The organism is Chryseomicrobium sp. FSL W7-1435, from assembly GCF_038595005.1.
In the GTDB taxonomy this organism is placed as follows: Bacteria; Bacillota; Bacilli; order Bacillales_A; family Planococcaceae; genus Chryseomicrobium.
The window spans coordinates 751,080-768,454 of the sequence record NZ_CP151997.1; the positions used below are offsets into that span (position 1 = coordinate 751,080).

Below are 17,375 nucleotides of genomic sequence, written 5' to 3' on the forward strand. Positions count from 1 at the left end.
AAAGAGGGATTGAATGAAATTAACACATTTTATCAACGGAGAATGGGTAGAATCAGAATCCACTAAAGAAGTACTGAATCCCGCAACAGGTGAAGTTTTATCTCACGTGCCAATGGGTGATGCTGAATTAGTGGCAAAGGCTGTGGAAGGAGCCAAAGTAGCTCAGAAACAGTGGGCCAAAGTCCCTGCACCTAAACGTGCTCAATATCTTTATGCAATTGGCCGTTTGATGGAAGAGAGGAAAGAGCATCTTTCACAAGTCCTGACAAAAGAGATGGGTAAAGTCATCGAAGAAGGTCGTGGCGAGGTCCAAGAAGGCATCGACATGGCTTACTATATGGCGGGTGAAGGAAGACGTCTCTTTGGAGAAACGACGCCTTCTGAACTTGCTGATAAATTCGCGATGAGTGTTCGAGCGCCAATTGGCGTCGTCGGACTTATTACGCCTTGGAATTTCCCCGTAGCTATTGCGACATGGAAGTCATTCCCGGCAATTGTTGCAGGAAACACATTCCTTTGGAAACCAGCAACAGAAACACCCATGATGGCTTATGAAATGGCAAAAATCTTTGAAGAAGTCGGCCTTCCAAACGGTGTAGCTAACGTCGTATTCGGCTCTGGATCGGAAGTGGGGACAGCGATGATTGAACATCCAGATGTGAAAGTCATTTCCTTCACGGGGTCTACTGAAACAGGAAGCAAAGTGGCAGAACTGGGTGGCAAACACTTGAAAAAAGTATCACTTGAAATGGGTGGTAAAAATGCCGTGATAGTTATGGAAGATGCTAATTTAGATTTAGCAGTTGACGGTATCCTTTGGAGTGCATTTGGAACAGCCGGTCAAAGGTGTACGGCATGTAGTCGAGTGATTGCGCATAAAGATGTGAAGAAGGAATTGGAAACACGTTTACTGGAGAAAATGAAACACTTAACGATTGGTGATGGCACAGACGAATCTGTGAAAATTGGACCCGTGATTAATGCAGCTGCCTTAGAGAAAATTCATGGTTACGTGGAAATCGGGAAGCAAGACGGGGCAACTCTACTGGCAGGCGGCGAAATCTTAAAAGACGACAAGCTAGCTGACGGTAACTATTACGCACCTACTCTATTCACAGATGTTCCGTGGGACTCTCGTATCGCACAAGAAGAAATTTTTGGCCCAGTCGTGTCCATCATTGAAGTAGCTTCTTTAGATGAAGCTATTGAAGTCAACAATAGTGTGAAATTCGGCTTGTCGAGCTCTATTTTCTCACAAGATGTGAACACGATTTTCAAAGCACAACGTGATTTGGATACGGGAATTGTTTACGTCAATGCAGGGACGACAGGAGCAGAAATTCACCTACCTTTCGGAGGCACAAAGGGAACGGGGAACGGCCACCGCGATTCAGGAGTCGCAGCTCTAGATGTCTACACCGAATGGAAAAGTATTTACGTGGACTTTAGTGGGAAATTACAACGCGCTCAAATTGATACAAACTAGATGTGGAGCCGACTGTTCAGAAATTGTGCGGAATGACAGCGTGGACCGTGAAGCGCTTTTTGCTTCATGGGCCGCGATGGCATTTTGCGGGATTTCTAGGAGGCGCAACTCGATTTCGTTAGATGTGGAGAACGCCACTCGATAGAAGGGGTAAAAGTTTTAGGGGAGAGAGAAAACAAAGGGGGATTCACATATGATCGTTGGAGTATTAGGTGCTGGTTTGATGGGGAAAGAAGCAGCAACCGATTTAGTGAAGAGCGCAAACGTTGAAAAGGTCATCCTTGGAGATTTAGATGTTGGTCAGACAGAGATGTTTGCTCAAAAATTGCAAAATCCAAAACTTGAAGTGCGCCATTTAGACGCAGCCGATGAAGAGTCGATGAAATCCTTGATGCGCGACTGTGATGTCGTGGTCAATGCATTATTCTACTCGTTCAACCAACGTGTGGCAGAGTTTGCTATCGAACTGGGTGTCCATTCTGTCGATTTAGGTGGTCACATTGGTGGGGCAACTGACTATATTTTAAAATTAGACGAAAAAGCAAAGTCTGCTGGTGTTACACTCATTCCGGATCTAGGGGTGGCTCCTGGAATGATCAATATTTTAGCAGGACATGGTGCTAAAAAGCTGGATAAAGTAGCGAGTATCAAATTGTACGTTGGCGGAATTCCTGTTGAACCTGAAGGAATCTTTAAATACAATCTCGTATTCTCGTTAGATGGAGTATTTGATCACTATACGGATAAATCTCACGTCATCCGGCATGGCGAGCTTCAAGAAGTAGACTCTCTATCTGAGATTGAACCGATTCAATTCGATGGATTTGAAGAACTAGAAGCTTTCCATACGGCAGGCGGGACCTCAACACTTGGACATACGTTTGCAGGCATTGATACCTTGGAGTACAAGACGATTCGGTATAAAGGGCATGCGGAGAAGTTCAAGCTGTTAGTTGATCTTGGTCTGACGAATAAAGAGACCATGGTGAACGCGGGTGGACACGTAGTATCTGCTCGAGATGTATTACGTGAGGTATTGACGCCTAAACTTAGATTAGGTGATAAGAAAGATGCTGTTTTATTGCGCGTACTAGTAGAAGGCTTTGAAGGCGAGACAGAGAAAAGTTACATGTATGAGCTGGTGACTACTAAAGATGAATTATCTGGAACGACGGCGATGGCAAGAGCCACTGCTAATACAATTTCTGTCGTCGCTCAAATGATTGGAAATGGAACGATTACTTCTCATGGTGTATTTCCGCCAGAAACGATTGTCCCAGGCGATCTTTACATGAAAGAGATGGCTGCTCGTGGAGTCGAAATCAAAGAATATGTAAAATCAGAGCAACTTTAAAGCAAGGGCCTGCAATCGACATTGATTGCAGGTTTTTGTATATTTCCCGGGAAATAGGTCGAAAAATAAATCCATTTTTCATTGTAACTTTCTTCCTCTTACTGAGTCTAATGGAGTAGAAACTGATGAGAAAAGAGGGGAAGACGATGACTAAGTGGAAGATGCCCATGCTAGCTACGCTTTTGGTCGGGTTGCTAATTGGTGGATTTTATTTTTCTGGTTTTATGAAAGGGGAAACTGTTAAAGCCTACCCTGAAATGACTGTTGTGAATGAAGAGGTGCAACTGCGCGACTATTTTGAGCGTGTTCGTAAATCACAAAAAAATAACTATGGTCTCTTGGCAACTGAAGGCAGCGAAGCAGAAGAATCTGCCTCAAGTGATTCGGCAGGTAGTGAATCAGGCACAAAAAGCGCCGATGTTTCTACGACAAACAATCAAGTGGAAGGTGTCGATGAAGCAGATTCTGTGAAATTGAATGAAGACTACATTTATTTAGTGTCAGAACAAGATGTGGTGATCTTTGATATCCGAAATCCCGATCAAATGGAAGAAGCGGGGAAAATTACATTTGGCAATTCACGTTATCCGTCACAACTTTTCTTGACGGAAGATTACTTAGTTGTTTTAAATCAAAATTATATGTATGACGGAGGGCCTCTACAAAAGACTGCAGAAGGCAAGAAATGGGCACCGTATGATGGGATGACGCTTGCGAGTATCTACACATTGGAAGATCCTACGAATCCAAAGCTTGTTAGGGAAGTAGGGGCGGAGGGACACCTCGGACACGCAAGGATGACAAATAACACGATTTATTTTACTTCTAGTCTTTATAGCCGTATGTGGGCATTAGAAGAAGACGATGATGTAGAGCTACGACCATTCACTTATGATTCCGAAGCAAGTGAAGATCCGGAAGTGATGGATTATGAAAACATCACGATATTACCGGATACTCTAGAAGGCGGCTACACCTTGATTTCTGCCATTTCTCTAAATGACTTGTCAGAGAATCAGCTATCTACAGAAGGATATCTCGGTAGTGGTGAGCAATTTTATATGTCCTTGGAGTCCCTTTATTTAACTACAACCGTCTATACAGCAGAAGATGAAGAAGAATCTTCTGAGGATTCTAGCGCAGACATGGATACTCGCATGTGGAACCCAGGTGTGCGGGATACAGATATTTATAAATTTGATTTTGAAGGAACAACTGTAGAGTTCATCGCTTCGCATCGTGTTGAGGGCCATCTCCTCAATCAATTTTCAATGGACGAATACGACAATCATTTCCGTGTAGTGACAACGGAAGGAGACGCGTGGGATGAATCTCAACCATCTGAAAATCACCTATTCATTTTAGATGAGCAAATGAAGCGTGTAGGTGAAATTAAAGGTCTGGCTAAGACAGAACGCATTTATTCTGCTAGATTCATGGGTGACAAAGCATACATGGTGACATTTAAAGAAACCGATCCACTTTTTGTATTCGATCTATCTGATCCGACGGCACCTGCGGTATTAGGTGAACTCAAAATTCCGGGCTTCAGCAACTACCTGCACCCGATTGGTGAAAATCATCTACTGGGAGTTGGGTATGATACAGAGATGATTAAATTCCCTGGCTCAAAAGAGCCTAGCTTGGTCACTGGAGGTATGAAACTATCATTGTTCGACGTCAGTGATTTTTCAAACCCAAAAGAGCAAGATGTTGAAATTATTGGTGGCCAAGGCACCTATTCACCTGTTCAATACGATCACAAAGCTATGATGATTCATGCAGGGAAGGGTTATTACGGATTTCCTGTAACAATTTACGATGGTAAGCCAGGTGAATCTATGAACTTTGAAGGCGATGGGGCCCATGTCTATTCTGTAACGCCTGAAGAGGGTATTCAACTAAAAGCGGCTCTAATGAATGAGCGAGTAGAAGGGCAGCAGTATGAAGAGTGGAATCATTCTATACAACGACTTGTGTATGTAGATAACACGCTCTATACTCTGGCTAATCAACGAATTCAAAGTTATGATTTCACTACCTTCACTAAAAAAAGTACTCTTGATTATTAACGTTAAAAATGGGCAATCACATAAATCAGTAGGTTCTCTGGGTTTCCTGAGAGTCTACTGATTTTGTGTGTATTGAGTTCCGTTCCGTGGACGCTTTGTGTTTACAACTCGATGGTATCAAGTTGCGAACGTCAGAAAGACGCTCCAAAATCATTCGCACCAACCGAAGCCAAGAGCGCCTCACTTGGCACGCCTGATTTTCTCGGACTTTCTAGCGTGACGTTCTCCACATCTAAATATAATCAAGTTGCGAACGTCAGAAAGACGCTCCAAAATCATTCGCACCAACCGAAGCCAAGAGCGCCTCACTTGGCACGCCTGATTTCCTCGGACTTTCTTGAGTGACGTTCTCCACATCTAAGAATAATCAAGTTGCGAACGTCAGAAAGACGCTCCAAAATCAGTCGCACCAACCGAAGCCAAGAGCGCCTCACTTGGCACGCCTGATTTTCTCGGACTTTCTAGCGTGACGTTCTCCACATCTAAATATAATCAAGTTGCGAACGTCAGAAAGACGCTCCAAAATCATTCGCACCAACCGAAGCCAAGAGCGCCTCACTTGGCACGCCTGATTTTCTCGGACTTTCTAGCGTGACGTTCTCCACATCTAAATATAATCAAGTTGCGAACGTCAGAAAGACGCTCCAAAATCATTCGCACCAACCGAAGCCAAGAGCGCCTCACTTGGCACGCCTGATTTTCTCGGACTTTCTAGCGTGACGTTCTCCACATCTAAATATAATCAAGTTGCGAACGTCAGAAAGACGCTCCAAAATCATTCGCACCAACCGAGGCCAAGAGCGCCTCACTTGGCACGCCTGATTTTCTCGGACTTTCTAGCGTGACGTTCTCCACATCTAAATATAATCAAGTTGCGAACGTCAGAAAGACGCTCCAAAATCAGTCGCACCAACCGAGGCCAAGAGCGCCTCACTTGGCACGCCTGATTTTCTCGGACTTTCTAGAGTGACGTTCTCCACATCTAAGAGGCCACAGCCATTTTTTTATGAGATTTTATTGGAGTGGTAAGAGAATTCAAGCTACCCATTGTCATAACGGTCATTCATTCGTTAGACTGAAGAGAGAATAGAAAGGAGGCATGACATGTCGAATTACGAAATCACTGTAGAGTGCTGCTTGCTCGCTGGACGCTTGATGATTGAAGGTGGGGCAGAGACGTATCGTGCAGAGGATACGATGGAGCGAATGGCGCGGTCTCAGCATCTCATCGGCTCGCAAAGCTTCGTCATGCCAACAGGCATCATGTTCAGTGCAAACAACAGTGCACCGACACGTTTAATGCGCATCAACTCACGCGTAACAGATTTAGAAAAAGTGGCTATGGTGAACTCGATATCGAGACGTCTTGTGAATCAAGAGTTAACAATCGAAGCAGCCTACGACGAACTCAGAAAAATTGAAACGGAACATAAGACATTTCCTTTTTGGTTGCAGATTCTTGCATCTGGTGTGACATCTGGGGCCTTCCTTTTACTACTCGGCTTTGATAGTGTGAACCTTCCGGCTGCTATGTTGATTGGTGCGCTTGGTTATGTCATTGCCACGCTGCTAGAATTAAAGACTCGCGTAAAATTCTTTGCTGAATTTTTTGCAGCACTTGTCATCGGGATCGCCGCTTATTTTGCCGTTTATTTTGGGTTTGGTAACAATTTAGATAGTCTGATTATTGGATCAGTCATTCCATTGGTCCCTGGTTTACTAATAACCAACGCAGTACGGGACTTGATGGCAGGGCATTTTGTTTCCGGTTTATCAAAAGGAGCCGAGGCGTTTCTCACGGCCTTCGCCATTGGGGCAGGCGTGGCACTCGTCTTGTCATTTTAAGGAGGAGCTATGGATTATATTATACAAGCCTTATTGAGCTTTATTGCAGCTGTAGCATTTGGCGTGTTGTTCAATGCTCCTCGCCGGATGTTGATTCATTGCGGGATCGTTGGAACGGTTGGGTGGCTCGTATTTTCAATTACACGCAGTCAAACAGATGACCAAGTCGTCGCAACATTTTTAGGAGCTTTTACTATTGCGTTATTGTCACACGTTTTTGCACGTCGTCGTAAGATGCCGATGATTCTCTTTAGTGTATCGGGCATCATTGTACTCGTTCCAGGATCTTCTGCGTATAATGCGATGCGTCATGTCGTAGAACAAGATTATTTAATGGCCATTGAATTAGGTACTAGAGCTTTATTAATTTCAGGAGCCATTGCTATGGGCCTTGTATTTGCAGAGATCATCATGCAAATTTATTTGAAAATATACTACAAGCTCGTCAAAAAGAAGAAAACAGAGGCGCTCGTCGATTTAGAGGATACGCGCCAGTTGTAAAGAAAAGAGGCTGGGACAAAACCTAGACTCTAATTGAAAAACGCGCACGGCAGAAAATTCTGCTGTGCGCGCGTTTTTGTGTACAAAAATAAGGACAACTTCTGATAGAATTGAGTCACCACAACAAAATCCAAATCGAAAGAAGTGTCCTTATGTTTAAAAATTATAACATGAATCAACTAGTGTTACCTCTAGATATCGAGATGAAGTTATCAAAAGATGATATCGCCTTCTCTATCGACCGTCTGGTCGAGACTATCCCCGATGAAGCCTTCCACGAATTTCGACGTGACAATGGTTGTCCAGCTTATCACCCAAAGATGATGTTGAAGATCATTCTCTGTGCATACACCCAATCCACATTCTCCGGTCGCAAGATCGAAGACCTGACAAAGGACAGCCTAAGAATCATGTGGCTTGCCCAAGGACACCAACCCAGTTATCGTACGATCAACCGTTTCCGTGTACAACCCGCAATGAACGCACTCATCAAAGAATGTTTCATCCAGTTCCGCAATCGTCTTGTGGCAGAAGACCTGATCGATCAAGATGCGATCTTCATTGATGGGACCAAGATCGAGGCGGACGCAAACAAGTTCACATTCGTCTGGAAACGAGCCGTAGAAAAATATCTGACAAGCCTGACTGAGAAATCCAAGCAGATGTATGAAGAACTTTTCAAAGCCAACATCATGCCTGCTCTAGAGGTCGAGGAAGGTCTCACGGCTGAACAGATGTCCTTGATGGCGGACAAGCTCGAAGAGCATGTCCACGAGAAGACGGCGCAGATCGAGTCCACCGAAGACGTGGCTAAACGAAAGAAGATACGATCAGAACGAAAAGAACCAAAGAAGCTACTAAAACTGATCAAGGACATGCTTGTCCGAAAACATCGTTATGAGATCGACCTGGGGATCATGGGTGAGCGAAACAGTTATTCCAAGACTGACAAGGATGCCACGTTCATGCGGATGAAAGATGATTATATGAGGAACGGTCAATTGAAACCTGGCTACAACTTACAGATCGCAACAGAAAATCAATATACTCTGGCTTATGCAGTATTCCCAAATCCAAGTGACTCGAAGACGATGGTTCCTTTCCTAGACAAAATTGAAGATGATTTCTTCGAACTTCCTGAACATATCGTGGCGGATGCGGGTTATGGCAGCGAGCCGAACTATAACGACATCCTAGTGAAACGCCAAAAGACACCACTCATCACTTATGGTCAGTATCTTCGAGAACAGAAGAAGGCCTATAAAAACAACCCATTCCAGACAGCGAATTGGACCTATGACGAAACAACGGATTCCTATGAATGCCCTAACTCTAAACGTCTTAACTTCTCCCATTTGAGCGTACGCAGAGACAAGACTGGTTTCGAACGCCAGTTTAAAGTATATCGAGCGGAAGACTGTGGCGGTTGTCCATTCCGATCACAGTGTACAAAGGCACACGAGGGAACCAATCGCACGATGTCTGTGAATGTCACCTGGGAAGAACAAAAAGAATATGTGAGAACCAAGCTTTCAGAAGAAAAGACCGGGTCTATCTATCGCCGTCGCAAGACGGACGTGGAACCAGTTTTTGGATTCTTGAAAGCTAATTTGGGTTTCACTCGTGCCTCCGTTCGCACTCGACCAAAGGTCGAGAACGATATCGGATTGGCACTTATGGCGGTGAACTTGAGAAAATATGCGGCCAGAGTGTAGAAACTCTGGCCGCATACTAGAAAAACCCATAAAAAATGACCATCAATCAATCTCGATGGTCATTTTTTATATTATCGGCTATGTTTTGTCCCAGCCTCTTATTGAAAATAGGCACTTAGTTCGGAAACTTTTAGTGGCTTAGAGATATGGAAGCCCTGCAACCCATCACAACCCATGGCTTGTAACTGCTTCGCTTGTTGCTCCGTTTCAATACCTTCAGCCAATACGCGAATTTGTAGGGAGTGACCAAGAGAAACCATCCCTTTGATTAAACGCATCACTTTATCATTCTGCGTCATGGCCTGAATAAATACGCGATCAATTTTCAAGCTTTCAATCGGTAACAACTGCAAGTAACGCAATGAGGCATAGCCTGATCCAAAGTCGTCCAATACAAAGCGCACACCTTCGCGGTTTAATGCATGCATTTGTTCGATAATGGTCTTCTCTGCTTCTGCCTCTAACGCGAATTTCTCAGTGATTTCGATTTGAAGACGATTTGCCGGACAACCGGTTTGTTGCAGAATTTTAATGACTGTACGCGCCATATTTTTATCATGGAATTCGCGGACAGATAGATTGACGTTCACTTTGATGTCGTAACCTTGTCGGTGCCAATCGGCTGCTTGGAGACAGCTTTTCTCTAAGACGAATGTTCCAATGTCATTAATGAGACCTGTCTGTTCAGCTATAGGGATCAGCTCTTCTGGAGACACTTGGCCCAAGACGTCGCTTTCCCAACGTACCAAGGCTTCAAAGCTAGTGACGCGTTTACTTGCTGTATCAATAATCGGCAAGTAGACCACTTCAAGGTGTTGTTGATCCAGTGCAATTAGAAGTTCTTTTTCAATCTCTACACGACGCGACAACTTCGAGTGAGCATCCTTAGGAAGTGTGGTAATCAGATTTCCACCTTGCTGTTTCACACGCTGTAAAGAGTTGTGAGCAGCTTCAACGATATGGTGTAATGTTTTTTGGTCGTCTGGGTAACGAGTCATACTTCCACTCACAGAGAGCGCAACCGATTTTGCTTCTATATAAACAGGGTTTGCCTTTAAAAAGTCACTGAAGCCTTGGATATACCAATCACTGAGTGGTGTGATCAGCGCAAACTCATTGCGTCCCATACGGCCAATCTCAGAATCGGGAAAATACTTTTTCAAGAGTTGGGTGAATTCATGCAAGAGAGTCTCTTCATGTTGCTCATTCATTAACTCTTTCAATGTGTAAAATTTATCGATCGAAAGAAGTACATAGGTGAACTCTACTTTTTGCGTAAGTTGTTCCTTCATGATTTCTTCCATCTTGTAACGACTTAACAGGCCTGTTTCAAGATCGACGTACGCGGCTTCTTCTAACTTCGTCTGCATTGTCTTTTTGTCGGTAATCTCTTCTTCAATGATATAACTATGTTGTACTGTATCGTCTTCATCACAAATTGGAATGGCTAGAATCTGCACCCAATACGAAAGACCTGATTTTGTACACTTTTCAAGTGAGCCTTGCCAAACACTTCCACGCTCTAAATGTTGAAGAATCTGATGGCCCTTATGGCGAGAAGACTCTTCATCAGGTAATAGTTGCCATATCGATTTACCGATAACGCGTTTAGGTGTCCATTCACTTCGTTCTAAAAATTTTGAATTAGTTGAGAGGATAATACCGTTAGCATCTATAACATAGAACATAAAGCCTTCTTTTAATCCAGCTTTTACCTGTTCCCACTCGGTTGGGATATCCTTGATCTCAAGGGATTGCTGTAAATGATCGAGCGTATAGTTAGTTTGAGCCATTATCAGTACTCCTTTACACTTCGTTTTTATCAGTATAATTCATTATTACCAATTCGTCATTACAAATCTTGGCATTCTGTTACAAAAGTTCTATATAATCGAAAGTGTACTCTTATCAAAAGTGAGGAGATATGTTTATGAAGTCCAATCGTTGGAAAGGTATTGTACTTATTTTAACTGGAGCTATGTTATGGGGAGCAAGTGGACCAATGATGGAATGGTTGCTCGAACACTTTCCCATAACAGTTTCGTTCTTTTTAACTGTGCGTCTCCTCCTAGCAGGTGCATTTGTACTTATTGTGTTGCGCTTGAAAAAACAGCCTGTATTTCAAATTTGGAAAGACACGGCTTGGCGCTGGGGATTACTGATCTTTGGTATATTCGGAATGCTCGCTGTGCAGTATACGTTTGTAACGGCTATTGCTGTCAGTAATGCGACGGTGGCCACCTTACTGCAATTTATGGGACCCGTTTACATCATCTTGTTTATTTCTTGGAGACGGCGACAGCTCCCACCGATGTATCAAGTCATCGGTATGATTGGGACGCTTGGAGGGCTCGTTTTATTACTGACTAACGGGAATTTTGCACAACTTGCTATTTCTGGTGAAGCTCTCGCATGGGGGATTGCAGTCGGAATCGCGTTTGCCTTTTATACGGTGTATCCAGCCCGTCTGATGCAAGAGTGGGGCGTGCTCCTCATTGTCGGATGGGGAATGGTGATAGGTGGAGTCGTTGTTGGTGTAACGACCAGAGTCTGGTCAACAGGCCAGTGGGAACAACTACTAAACCCAACTGTACTTGTGATGACCTTTGCTATCATACTTGTGGGAACTTTAGCCTTTATTCTCTTCCTATCTAGTATGAGATTTATTACAGCAGTTGAAACAAGTATTTTATCGAGTATGGAACCACTAACAGCTATGGTGATATCGTTCTTTTGGTTCAGTCAAGTGTTCGGTTCTCTGCAATATGTGGGAATGGTGATTATGTTGCTCTTTATCACTTGGCTGACGATTGCCGGTGAAAAACAATCAGAACATTGAGACTTGTTTTTCGACGTCCCTATGTCATAATAAGAGAAGTGATTAATTCGTATTACGAAGAATATTGAGGTGTGTCATGAGAACCGTTCTCTCCTATTTAAAACCCTACAAGGGTCTAGTTATTCTTGCGTTATTTTTAATGTTTTTGGAGCTAGCTGTTGAGCTTGCCCAGCCGCTTTTAATTGCTAAAATAATTGATGATGGTATTTTAGCAAATGATCCTCAGGTGATTATAAACCTCGGTATATGGATGGTCGTCATTTCATTTATTGCCTTTTTCGGAGCTATCACCAACACAGTGATTGCTTCTCACATCGTACAAAGCTATGGCTATGACATCCGCATGGCACTTTTCCGGAAGGTGCAGGACTTTACAATGACGGCATTTCTGCGATTTCCAAATGCCAGCTTGATTACCCGGCTGACGACAGATGTTACCATGACGCAAAACGTTATCTTCATGGGGTTACGCATCATGTTGCGTGCTCCACTTATTGTTATCGGAAGTATCATAATGGCGTTTATCGTCAATCCTTCGCTGGCCGTGTACCTCGTGATCGGATTCCCATTCCTCCTCATCTTCATGTACTGGATGAGTGTCAAAGGGATGAAGATGTTCACACGTGTCCAACAAGCATTAGATCGCCTCAATCGTCAAATTCAAGAAAACCTTCAAGCAGTTCGCTTGATTAAAGCTTATTTACGTGGCCGTTATGAGTCGGAGAGGTTTAGTGGCGTCGCGGGAGAATTGCGCTCTGTCAACATCACCGCGTTCCGTATTATGGAATTTATTTTACCTGTGTTATTACTCGTGATGAATATCAGTTTGCTAGCTGTACTTTGGTTTGGAGCAGATCTAGTCAACACAGGTCAAGCGCCTCTGGGTGACCTGGTCGCCATCGTCAACTATGTGATGCGTATGACGGGTGCTTTCTCGATGTTTGCGTTCATTATCATTTTCTTCTCCCGTGCAAAAGCATCAAGTGAGCGTATGGAAGAAGTACTCCTTGTGGATGAAGAGCTTGAAGTAGGTCTAGGTTCTGGGAAGTCCCCACGACGTGCATTCGGAGAAATTGAATTTGAAAATGTTTCTTTCCGTTATCCGAACACCAAGGAATGGGTCCTGCAAGACGTTTCATTTACACTGGCTTCTGGTCAGAAGCTGGCAGTGATGGGGGCGACAGGGGCAGGGAAGTCCACGCTGTTCAACCTGATCCCTCGTTTCTTTGAGGTGACCCGTGGGACGATCCGTATAGACGGACTGGCTGTTGAGCAGTGGCCATTACGTGAATTGCGTGAAACAATCGGCTATGTGCCGCAACAATCCATTTTGTTTACAGGCAGTATTGAAGAAAACCTTGGTTGGGGAGATACCGAAGCCGAGCAAGAATGGCTCGTGAACGCTGCCCGTAAAGCGCAGATTCATTCTTCTATAGAAGAATTCCCGAATCAATACCAGACACGTGTGGGTCAAAAAGGCGTCAATTTGTCAGGTGGTCAAAAGCAGCGACTGTCGATTGCGCGAGCGATTGTGCGTCGACCGGAAATCCTCTTGTTAGACGACAGTACAAGTGCTCTTGACGTCAACACGGAAAATGCCTTGTGGCAAGCACTAGATGAAGAGTCTGCAACTATGCTGGTCATCACGCAAAAAATTCGGACGGCACGTGGTGCTGACGCCATCCTTCTCTTGAATGAAGGGAAAGTGGCAGGCTTTGGTTCTCACGATGAATTAATGCAGACTTCAGAATTGTATAGGGCCATTGCCCAGTCTCAACAGGAAGGGGGCGATGAACATGAGCTTCTTTCGTAAACCGTTTGGCTATGAGCCCATTTTAACTAAAGAGGATATTAACGGAACCTCTGAAAAGAAAGTGGACAAAGCTTCGGACTGGAAATCAGTGTTGTACCGGATTTGGCAGTTTGTTGATGAACAACGCTTCTTATTGATTGTTGTTTTGATCCTAGTATTGATTTCATCGGTTTTAGCTCTTGCAGGCCCTTATTTAGTAGGTAGAATTATAGATGACTATATTACAAATCGTGATCTAACAGGGTTGTCTGTCATTATCATCTGGCTAGCTGTCATTTATGTAGGTTGGTCTGTAAGTTTGTATTTGCAAAACTTTTGGATGATTGGAATTGCGCAACAAACGATTTACCGTTTGCGCACAACCCTGATTAGTCATTTGCAAAAACTGCCGGTGTCCTTCTTTGATCGACGCCAGCACGGGGAATTGATGTCCCGTGTAACGAATGATATTGAAAACGTCAGTCAGACATTGAATACATCATTTATTCAAGTGTTCTCCAGTATTCTGACACTGGTAGGGACAACGGTCGTCATGCTATTACTGAGCCCTCTTATGACAGTCATAACGTTAACAATCGTGCCAGTCATGTTTGTGGCGATACGCTGGATTACAAAGCGCACGTCAAAACTTTTTAAAGAACAACAAAAAGCAGTCGGTGAACTGAACGGGATGATTGAAGAAACAATTTCCGGTCAGCGTATTGTCAAAGCGTTCTCCCAAGAAGAGCGTATGATGCATGAGTTTTCAACGAAAAGTATGCGCCTTCGAAATACAGGGTTTTGGGCACTGACCTACTCAGGATTTATCCCAAAAGTAATGAACTTATTGAATAACTTGAGCTTTACAATGGTAGCAGCCATTGGAGGAATATTGGCATTTTATGATCAGATTACGATTGGTGAAATTGTCATCTTTACAGAGTATGCCCGCCAGTTTACGCGTCCTTTGAATGACCTTTCTAACCAGTTCAATACGGTCCTTTCGGCTATTGCTGGAGCAGAACGTGTGTTTAAAATTATTGATGAAGAGCCAGAGGAAGATACGGGTCGCAAAGAAAATGCAGTGACTTTGAAGGGGCATGTGGCATTGCAAGATGTCGTTTTCCGTTACAACAAGGAAGAACCGCACCCAATCATTGATCATGTTTCATTTGAAGTACGACCTGGTCAGACAGCAGCGTTAGTTGGAGCAACAGGTGCTGGAAAGACAACAATCATGCAATTGCTGGCGCGTTTTTATGAGACAGATGCGGGAGAGATTCGAATCGATGGTATTCGTATTCAAGACATTCCGCGAGAGACATTGCGCAGTCAGATGGCCTTTGTGCTACAAGATCCATTCCTATTTGAGATGTCCGTGATGGAAAATATTCGTTACGGAAAATTGAATGCAACGGATGAAGAAGTGATGGACGCTGCTAAGCAAGCCAATGCTCATGATTTCATTATGAAGTTATCTGACGGTTACCAGACGGTACTGAATGCGGATGGTGGCGAGATTTCACAAGGACAGAAACAGTTGTTGTCTATTGCGCGAGCACTTGTTGCCGATCCAGCCGTCTTGTTACTTGATGAAGCAACATCTAGTATAGATACCGTGACAGAGATGAAAATTCAAGATGCATTGGAACGTCTAATGGAAGGGCGCACAAGTTTTGTTATCGCCCATAGATTGAATACCGTGCGACAAGCTGATATGATTTTTGTAATGGAACAAGGACGTCTCGTCGAGGGAGGTCCACAAAAGAAGCTACTTGAACAGAAGGGGCGCTATTATCAAATGCTCATGTCTGGAAAGGAAGAAAACGAATGACAGAAGATTTAGTAGTCGTGTCGACACCTGTTGACCAGGAAACATGGCAAGAAATCAGTGAACTCGTTGCCGCTGCTTCATCTCAGGACAGCATCAGCTACGCATCGATTTTAGGTGTAGAAAACTTGAAAGACCCACATTTTTACGGCTTTTGTCTACTGGCTTATAGCCAAGAAACAGATGAGTTATTAGGCTTTGCTTCGGCGATTGACCCGATCAATACTCGGGACTATGAATGGAGTATCATGGTTCATCCAGAACGTCGAAGTAAAGAACTTGGTGTGCGGATGTATGGACGACTCAGTGAAGAATTTGAGAAACGCAATTTCCATTCTCAAACGGCCATGAATCCTTCCAACAGCCCCCAATCTGCGGCTTTTCTAAAAAAACTTGGGTATGAATATGCTTATTCAGAGCGCACGATGAAAGCACTCGCAAAACCAGTAGAATTAGATGCAGGGTTAGAAATAAGAATCTATGAAGGGGCGACAGATCGAGAGGATTTGAAAGCCATCATTGAAAACGCATTTGGTGATTCTTCTGATGAAGTGGAAGCACTGATTGAATTCACAACTCATGCACCGAATCGCCAATTCTTCTTGGCGCATTCCGGCGATGATGCCGTGGGTGCTATGACCATCGTCCGTGAAAGTGAACGCGTTTGGGTGACAGCACTTGCTGTACATTCCATGGCTCGTGGACAAGGCGTGGCTAGCAATCTTCTGCGGTATGCGCAACAATACGCACATAATGAAGGCATGAAGACGGTCTATCTCGATGTGGAGACGGACAATGAGACGGCGTTGTCGATTTATGAGCGTGTTGGTTTTCAGACCGTGAACCATACTAAGTATTGGAAGAAGTAGATGTGGAAGGCGTTCGTCCAGAAATGCTTCGGGAACCAAGCGTGCGCGTAGAGGCGCTTATTGCCTCTATGCGTGCGATTGGTTTTCGAATGTATTTCTAACGCCTGGAACTCGATTGAAGTAGATGTGGAAAACGCCACTCTAGAAATTTCGCGAAAATCAGGCGGGCCAATTGAGGCGCTCTTTGCCTCGGTTGGGGCGAATGATTTTTGCGAGGATTTCTGGCGTTTGGAACTCGATTGCAGTAGATGTGGAAGGCGTAACTCGATTTCGCTATATAGATTTCCCGAGAGTTAAAAGCTCTCGGGATTTTTTGACTACAAATAAGGTGGGGAAACAATGAAAATTTTTGCACACAGAGGTTGTTCGGGCGCTTACCCAGAGAACACGTTAGCAGCATTCCGAGCGGCAAGTGAATTGCCAATTGAAGGGATTGAACTGGACGTTCACTTAACGAAAGACGGTGAGCTCGTTGTCATCCACGATGAACTTGTTGACCGGACAACTGATGGGACAGGCTTTGTAAAGGACATGACAATCGATCAGCTGCGTCTACTGGATGCAGGGAGTTGGAAGGGGTCGCGATTTGAGGGCGAACGTATACCATTTCTTTCTGAAGTTCTGGAGCTTTTTACTGAAACCCAGCATATCCTGAACATTGAATTGAAGTCGGATATTTTTCCTTATCCGGGCATGGCAGACAAGGTCATGGCGCTTGTTCAATTCATGGAGCTGGAAGAGCGGGCCATTCTTTCCTCATTTGATCATGAAGTAGTGCGTTATCTTTCCAGTGAATATCCACATATCCAAACAGGCTGTCTGACGATGGAAGTGATGGTCGATTTTCCGGACTACTTGAAGAAACTGTCTGCATCTGCTGCCCACGTCTTGTTTCCAACAGCTCTTCGTCAAATGGGACAAGAGCTTAAGGCTGCGGGAATTCCGATACGTGCCTTTACTGTGAATGATGAATCCTACGCAGATCTTCTTGCACAAGCAGGAGTGGAAGCTATTTTTACGGACTACCCAGAACGTTTTATTCAACAAAAATCAGTATCTTCTCTGGAATAA

General features: G+C 44.1%; 12 protein-coding genes. 11 read left to right on the top strand and 1 reads right to left on the bottom strand.

Annotated elements, in window-relative coordinates; translation table 11 throughout:
* The first annotated feature begins 13 nt into the window (after positions 1-13).
* From MKY84_RS04080 to MKY84_RS04105, 6 genes are all read left to right on the top strand, one after another.
* The gene (locus tag MKY84_RS04080; RefSeq protein WP_342527932.1) at positions 14-1,486 is read left to right on the top strand and encodes an aldehyde dehydrogenase family protein; all 1,473 of its coding nucleotides are present in this window, start codon (positions 14-16) and stop codon (positions 1,484-1,486) included.
* A gap of 193 nt (positions 1,487-1,679) precedes the next feature.
* Positions 1,680-2,840 (top strand): saccharopine dehydrogenase C-terminal domain-containing protein, encoded by a 1,161-nt coding sequence (locus MKY84_RS04085; protein ID WP_342527934.1) that lies wholly within the window; start codon positions 1,680-1,682, stop codon positions 2,838-2,840.
* A gap of 146 nt (positions 2,841-2,986) precedes the next feature.
* Positions 2,987-4,912 (top strand): beta-propeller domain-containing protein, encoded by a 1,926-nt coding sequence (locus MKY84_RS04090; protein ID WP_342527936.1) that lies wholly within the window; start codon positions 2,987-2,989, stop codon positions 4,910-4,912.
* 1,104 nt (positions 4,913-6,016) lie between these two features.
* Complete coding sequence (locus MKY84_RS04095; RefSeq protein WP_342527938.1) at positions 6,017-6,757, top strand: threonine/serine exporter family protein; 741 nt, start codon at positions 6,017-6,019, stop codon at positions 6,755-6,757.
* A gap of 9 nt (positions 6,758-6,766) precedes the next feature.
* Positions 6,767-7,258, top strand: a complete 492-nt coding sequence (locus tag MKY84_RS04100) for a threonine/serine exporter family protein (protein ID WP_342527940.1) — start codon at positions 6,767-6,769, stop codon at positions 7,256-7,258.
* A gap of 152 nt (positions 7,259-7,410) precedes the next feature.
* Entirely contained in the window at positions 7,411-8,973 is a 1,563-nt protein-coding gene (locus MKY84_RS04105) for an IS1182 family transposase (protein WP_342525129.1), read from the top strand.
* A gap of 98 nt (positions 8,974-9,071) precedes the next feature.
* Here MKY84_RS04105 and MKY84_RS04110 read toward each other — a convergent pair whose 3' ends face one another.
* Positions 9,072-10,766, bottom strand: a complete 1,695-nt coding sequence (locus MKY84_RS04110) for an EAL domain-containing protein (protein ID WP_342527943.1) — start codon at positions 10,764-10,766, stop codon at positions 9,072-9,074.
* Positions 10,767-10,903: 137 nt separating this feature from the next.
* On the opposite strand from MKY84_RS04110, the gene MKY84_RS04115 reads away from it, so the two are divergent.
* The 5 genes from MKY84_RS04115 to MKY84_RS04135 all read left to right on the top strand — a co-directional run bounded on the left by MKY84_RS04115 (position 10,904) and on the right by MKY84_RS04135 (position 17,375).
* Positions 10,904-11,812, top strand: a complete 909-nt coding sequence (locus MKY84_RS04115; RefSeq protein WP_342527945.1) for a DMT family transporter — start codon at positions 10,904-10,906, stop codon at positions 11,810-11,812.
* 76 nt (positions 11,813-11,888) lie between these two features.
* Positions 11,889-13,625 carry an ABC transporter ATP-binding protein gene (locus MKY84_RS04120; RefSeq protein WP_342527947.1) on the top strand — a complete coding sequence of 579 codons (1,737 nt, stop codon included), beginning with the start codon at positions 11,889-11,891 and terminating at the stop codon, positions 13,623-13,625.
* Positions 13,609-15,438 (top strand): ABC transporter ATP-binding protein, encoded by a 1,830-nt coding sequence (locus tag MKY84_RS04125; RefSeq protein ID WP_342527949.1) that lies wholly within the window; start codon positions 13,609-13,611, stop codon positions 15,436-15,438. The genes MKY84_RS04120 and MKY84_RS04125 overlap by 17 nt, the downstream gene beginning before the upstream one ends.
* Complete coding sequence (locus MKY84_RS04130) at positions 15,435-16,304, top strand: GNAT family N-acetyltransferase (RefSeq protein ID WP_342527951.1); 870 nt, start codon at positions 15,435-15,437, stop codon at positions 16,302-16,304. The genes MKY84_RS04125 and MKY84_RS04130 overlap by 4 nt, the downstream gene beginning before the upstream one ends.
* A 339-nt stretch (positions 16,305-16,643) precedes the next feature.
* Positions 16,644-17,375 carry a glycerophosphodiester phosphodiesterase gene (locus MKY84_RS04135; RefSeq protein WP_342527953.1) on the top strand — a complete coding sequence of 244 codons (732 nt, stop codon included), beginning with the start codon at positions 16,644-16,646 and terminating at the stop codon, positions 17,373-17,375.